We start from the raw sequence: 5,962 nt of genomic DNA, 5'->3' as shown, positions 1-5,962 counted from the left end.
CTCACTGTACTAAGGTTCTTTCGTTTCTTTTTATAGCTGAAATAAAGCATTACTTCTATAAAAAATGGTTTATTAGAAAGAAAAAGAACCCTGAAAAAATGGAAATAAAAAATATAATTGTTAATAGGAGAAGTCCATCCAATTTCTGTTCATAATTGTTTCTATGTGAATTATTCATTCTTATTCTCTCCTTTTTTCACGTTATTACTGTATTGATTCTGGACTTTTTACATTCAATTTCACGATCATCTTCACGGATGAGACGAGCCCCACCTATAGCGATAAGCAAAGGACTTGATACGAGCGCAATGCAAAGCATAATGAAAGATAGCAAAGCTGTCACTGGTCCATCTCCTTCCCTCAGTTAATAACACCAAGACTAATTAATAACTATCATAAATTTGAAGAGGACGAATGTAACCAACCAATTACTCAGTTTTTATGCCAACCAATATTGATCTAATCCATGTTCACAGAATGCTAAAGAAGAAAACATCGGTTATTTTTCATAAAAAGTGGTATTATAAATGTAAAATTGGTCTGGTTTGATCTAATATTCAAGGGGATTTTTAAGATGTGGAAACCTGATCGCAATAGTAAAAAAGCTCTATATGAGCAAATTGCCGACTATCTCGAGCAAAGAATTTCATATGGGGAATTTCCTCCGGGCAGTTTGCTGCCCCCCGAACGAAAACTTGCTGAACAATTTGATGTGAACCGCAGCACTGTCATTTCAGCATTCGCGGAACTGCGATCTATGGGGATTATCGAGAGCCGCATTGGTAGCGGAACTCGGGTAAGTACATCCAAATGGGGGGCCACTCCGAAACATACGCCAAACTGGAGTCGGTTTGCTGAAGGAGGAAGCTTTCTTCCTAACCTGCCTTTTTTACGGAGGATCCGCGAAGCGCTAGCTCATAATCCATCATTAATCGATTTTGCGAGCGGTGAGCTCTCGGCTGATCTAGCTCCAACAGATGAAATCGCTGCACTCATGAGTAATAACGCATACACGTCCTATTTGGGTTACGATAACCCTCAAGGTTCAACTCCATTAAGAGAGGCTTTGGTTGATTATCTAACTAATTATCGAGGAATACGGACAACAGAATCCTCCATTCTTATCACATCGGGCTCTCAACAATCGTTGTTTTTAATTACGCAGTGTCTTCTGTCTCCAGGTGACGCAGTCGCCATAGAAGATCCTTCCTACTGCTATTCGCTGCCCATGTTTCAATCTGCTGGCCTTCGCTTGTTCCGCCTCCCAGTCGATAATCATGGCGTACAGCCAGAGGATATTCGCACTTTATATAAAAAACACCGTATTAAAATGGTGTTTTTGAATCCGAATTACCAGAACCCAACTGGAGCGTTACTAAGTGAAGAAAGACGCAGACGTCTTCTTGATATCATTAGTGAATTAGGACTTCCTGTAGTAGAAGATGATCCATATAGCTTAACCTCGTATGACGGTGTCCCTCCTTTGTCACTCAAATCCATGGATACGACGGGTTCGGTTCTATATATTGGTTCATTCTCCAAAATCGCAGCTTCTGGCTTACGGATAGGATGGATGGTAGCTCCTCGTTCTATAGTGGAAAGGCTAGCCGATGCTAGGCAACAGATGGATTTTGGATTAAGCATCATTCCCCAGCAAGTTGCGGGGCAATTTTTACAGTCAGCTTATTTTGCTCCTCATTTGGAGCGCTTGCGAATTCAGCTTCAATTTAAACGTGATTTACTCATCGAATCTTTAGAAAAAGAACTTTCAGGTCTGATTGAGTACGTGGTGCCCGTAGGAGGCATTCATTTTTGGTGCAAATTGATTCCGAGTATTCCAGACGGTATATTGTTGGAAGAATCCATTAAGAAAGGTATCGTCATGGTACCCGGGAGTGTTTATGGTTCCGATTCGGGATACGTGCGGTTTACATTCGCTAGGGCGAAGTCTGACGAGATTGCATTGGGGATATCCAGATTTGCTGAAGCACTACGTGAGTTGATTAAATGAAGACTTAATATGAATAACCCTATCCTCCAATGAGAAAGGGTTATTTTTTATTTCAAGCATTTTGAAAGTAAATATGATCTATAACATCTGTTTCATGTTTTAAATGAGCTCGCGATTAACCAAGCTATCGGATACAGCATAAGAACCCAAAGTGAGATAATGACCAGATGCAGCAGCCAAGCGCGATTCCCCAGACTTTTGGTCATCACTAGCTTCCTCCATCCCMGTAAGTGACCATTAAAACCGACATATTATATTCCAGATTTATATGGAGCAATAGTTCTCATAATCTAGAATAAAGATGCCCCTCAACAATCACACCAGATAACTTTGAAACCGAAAAAATGCCCGTACCATAAAGGTACGAGCTACAGCCATTTAAGTTCAAACTCAGCGACATTTCATCTTCCAATCGCCGTGTGAATTGTAACTTGTTTTGTCGTTTTTCAAGTGCTAATTCTGACGTTATCGCATTTAAGTTTTGACACTTTTTGTATTATTATTTGTCATTTCATATGAAAATTGTAAGATGATACGTCGTAAAATTATTTAAGAACGCAAAAAAAACACGATACCTAATACCAATTCTTATCCAGTTTTTTCACTTCCATAAAGTCTCCGCCAAAAAGCATTAATATTAATTAAAAAATCACTTTCAACCTTATTAATTTGATCATTATGGTGTATTGGAAGGAAGGAGACAATAGATTGAACAACTAAATGATATGAAGGCAGCCGATCGCTGATGGCTGCCCTCATGCCGTTATTGCACATATCCTTTAGATTGTGCTAATTATTTTTAAATTGCTCCATCCAATTCTGCATGGCATCAACAACCTTCTCCAACTGGTCATCTTCTCCGATTTGAGGATCACTATCTCCCTTTTGCGGGCCATAGGATCCGAATTGTCCGTGATTCCCGCCATTGATCGAAACATATTCCGTTAACTCGGGAAGATTGGCTTTTGAGCTTTCCCATTCCTCAAGTTTAAGAACCCCGTCAGACGTACCTGTAATTTGCAGCGCGGCAAGGTCGGTTTCGGAAAGGCTTCCGCTCTCATCAGCATACGAAGCTAAGAAGTAGATGCCTGCCAGTTGATCGCTGTGCTCTGAAGCATATCTGGCCGCAAACGCGCCCCCTAGCGAGTGTCCTCCGATGACAAAGGATTCGCCCGGATGCTCCTTCACGAAGGAATCGGCTTTGTTTTGCCCAAAAATAGCCAGATTAAGCGGCATTTTTGCAATGTATACACGATGACCTAGCTTAGCAAGCTCGCTTGCAAACGGCGAATAGCTGCCCGGCTCAACTAATCCGCCAGGATAAAAAATAATGTTGGGCTGCATGATGCTTCCATCCGCAGGCTCGAATGTATACCCGTCTTTCCCCTCTGTTACATTTACCTCGCTGTTGCTTTGCAATGCCGACTCCGCTTTATTGCTTGGTGCGTATGTTTGAGATTTTAGATACAGGAATGATCCGGCGGCAACAAGCGCGATGAGGACGAAGCCCGCCAACAGGATGCGCAGCCATATGCGTTTTCGTTTTGTCTTTGTCACTGAGCAACTCTCCTTTGAATAACTTTCATTATTTTTCAATTGTTGCGGGCTTGGAAAGCCTCCATGTCAGATAGCTCATGTAGGCAAGCATGCCAAATAGTACAGCAATAGTGGTCATATGGGCTAGTACAACGAACATGTACACTTCCGGGCGGCTAAGCGTATACAGCATGCCTACGCCAGTAAGAACTTGGAACAAAATGAGACCAACAGCAAACTGGGCTTGCATCGTCAATTCACGATTGCTCTTGTAATTTTTGTAAATCCAAAACCACAACATGACAACCAGCAAAACCAGCAGCATTCCGGCGATCCGGTGAGTCAATTCGATTGTTATCCCTCCTGCCACTTCCGRCAGTCGACTGCCTGTGCAAAACAATCCGGTACAGGAACCTGCCGAATCGGTATGACTTACAAATGCGCCGGTATAGACCACCAAATAAGAATATACGGTCAAGCACCATACAAATTGCGAAATGCCTTGCTTGTCCTCGGCATCTGCTCGAATTTCGCAAGTCCCCGCGCCTTCTGTTCTTGCCTCGAGCCAAGACTCGTCATTAAAGAACTCGCTAAAGCGATAAAAGCGAAGCCCAAATGGAGCGCCATCACGGGGGGAGATTGTGAAAATACGACTGCTAATGCACCCATTGTGCCTTGAATGATGACAAAAACCAGTGTTAACGCTGCAAAAAATTGCAAATCTTTTCGCTGCTTCAAATACACTAAAAAAGTTAGCAGTGTAGCCACGGCCAAAATGCCTGCAGTCGTACTCACCAGCCTATGCGTGTATTCGATGACAGAAGCAAGCGTATGAGCCGGAACAAATTTCCCGTGACACAGTGGCCATTCCGTGCCGCATCCCAGACCGGACTCTGTTCTGGTGACGATGCCACCTCCAAATGTCGCGAAAAACATAAACAGCGTTGTTGCGTAACTAAGCCATTTCAACCGAGTAATCGTTGCCAGTATTTTTCACCTGCCTGTTCTTGATGCAACCATGACAATAATTTTCATGGAGGAGATACTTTGATCTCATTAAATTATATATACCGGTAGGTTAATTATCAAGACGCTTTTGATTAAAATGATGAATTGTCATAAAATATTCATGGAGGTAGTTATGATAAAAAAACACTCGCAAAGCGCGCCAGGTAGACCCAAGCATGCAAAAAATGATCCTTCCATACAAGAAATGATTATTAAGACTGCATCCAAACGCTTTATGGAGTACGGATACGAGTCTGTGTCGCTGCTTCAAATCGCCGAAGAATGCCAAGTGTCCAAGCCTGCTATTTATTATCATTTCATTAGCAAACCGGAATTATTTAATGTGGCAGTTACGACCGTCTTAAATCAAGTACATAGGCATATATCTCGTATTCTACAGGAGGCCGAACACCTCGAAGAGGGATTGGTTACAGTAGCCGAAGCACGGTTAACCAATCCCCATGCCGAAATCGAAACGATGCTGAGAGAGGCTGAGCCCTTTTTAAATGAGGAACAACTACAGGAAATAAGACAATCCGAGCATAGTATCTACCAGTTATTAGCGGATCATTTTCAAGCGGCAATGGACAAACATGTGCTTAGAGTCAACGATCCCATGCTTCTGGCAGGATATTAAATCGAGAGAGAATAAAAAAGTCAAAGACAGGTAAAGGACTCTTTCAATGTTTAAATTTAAGGCCACGTTTTGTTTTTTTGCAAATTCAAGAAACAACTGCTCAACGTGTTTCTTTTTATTAAGCAACTCATATAAGATTTTAGAAGAGACTAATACATTTTCTTCAATCGTTTGATGTTTAGATAAGAGAAAAAAATTCATTTGTTTATAACATCCTTTGGCCTTTTATCTTCATTGTAAATATCGCATTCATATATACTCCAAAAAATTAAAACACGTATATATGACTTTAATCTTTGTTCTGAATAATCGACCTTCCCTTTGTACTTGTTATAAAGATTATTAGTCATATGATAAAGTATCAAATCACCATTTTCATAACTGTAAAGCACATTTAGATATTCAGATATTATGACATCAGGGATAATAAATCGTTTATCAAAACCAAAAAAAGATGTAGTACTTAGAATTCTATTTATTATTGGAAAATGAACCGAACATTTGTCAAACTGGCGTTCAACCGTTGGTGAGCAAATCATATTGACAAACTTTTCTGTAATATCTTTTGGAACAAATGCTTCATTCAAACTTTTCTTCCAATACTATTGTCTTGAAACCAATACTCACTCCGCTTATTCCAACGGTGATATTTTACCTCACCACTCGCACTCTCGGAATCAATAACACCAGTATTAAATAAGGGATCAGAATATTGATCGACAACAACTGAACCTGATGTAAACATCTGTGTATTATTATAATTATCAGAT

General features: G+C 40.7%; 6 protein-coding genes and 1 pseudogene. 2 read left to right on the top strand and 5 right to left on the bottom strand.

All coding sequences use genetic code 11. The annotated features are described in order from the left end of the window. Positions 1 to 574: 574 nt before the first annotated feature. On the top strand, positions 575 to 2,011 hold the full coding sequence (gene pdxR, locus AC1DLM_RS34560) for a MocR-like pyridoxine biosynthesis transcription factor PdxR (RefSeq protein ID WP_477572515.1): 1,437 nt from the start codon (positions 575 to 577) through the stop codon (positions 2,009 to 2,011). 789 nt (positions 2,012 to 2,800) lie between these two features. Here pdxR and AC1DLM_RS34555 read toward each other — a convergent pair. The 3 genes from AC1DLM_RS34555 to AC1DLM_RS34545 all read right to left on the bottom strand — a co-directional run bounded on the left by AC1DLM_RS34555 (position 2,801) and on the right by AC1DLM_RS34545 (position 4,516). Beyond that, positions 2,801 to 3,568 carry an alpha/beta fold hydrolase gene (locus tag AC1DLM_RS34555; RefSeq protein ID WP_477572514.1) on the bottom strand — a complete coding sequence of 256 codons (768 nt, stop codon included), beginning with the start codon at positions 3,566 to 3,568 and terminating at the stop codon, positions 2,801 to 2,803. A 28-nt stretch (positions 3,569 to 3,596) separates the two neighbouring features. Further along, positions 3,597 to 3,893 carry a hypothetical protein gene (locus AC1DLM_RS34550; protein WP_477572513.1) on the bottom strand — a complete coding sequence of 99 codons (297 nt, stop codon included), beginning with the start codon at positions 3,891 to 3,893 and terminating at the stop codon, positions 3,597 to 3,599. A 128-nt stretch (positions 3,894 to 4,021) separates the two neighbouring features. Continuing rightward, positions 4,022 to 4,516, bottom strand: a complete 495-nt coding sequence (locus AC1DLM_RS34545) for a COX15/CtaA family protein (protein ID WP_477572512.1) — start codon at positions 4,514 to 4,516, stop codon at positions 4,022 to 4,024. Between the two features lie 172 nt (positions 4,517 to 4,688). Here AC1DLM_RS34545 and AC1DLM_RS34540 point away from each other — a divergent pair, with 172 nt between their 5' ends. Beyond that, positions 4,689 to 5,192, top strand: a complete 504-nt coding sequence (locus AC1DLM_RS34540) for a TetR/AcrR family transcriptional regulator (RefSeq protein WP_477572511.1) — start codon at positions 4,689 to 4,691, stop codon at positions 5,190 to 5,192. Positions 5,193 to 5,389: 197 nt separating this feature from the next. On the opposite strand, the gene AC1DLM_RS34535 is transcribed toward AC1DLM_RS34540, so the two are convergent. Further along, positions 5,390 to 5,779: a hypothetical protein gene (locus tag AC1DLM_RS34535; protein WP_441989535.1), complete on the bottom strand. Its 390-nt coding sequence runs from the start codon at positions 5,777 to 5,779 to the stop codon at positions 5,390 to 5,392. Then, positions 5,776 to 5,962: pseudogene (locus tag AC1DLM_RS34530) on the bottom strand (hypothetical protein); the annotation flags it as partial. The pseudogene AC1DLM_RS34530 and the gene AC1DLM_RS34535, both read right to left, overlap by 4 nt.

Source organism: Paenibacillus sp. 01T442, from assembly GCF_056398345.1.
This window is presented reverse-complemented; position numbering and strand designations above follow the sequence as displayed.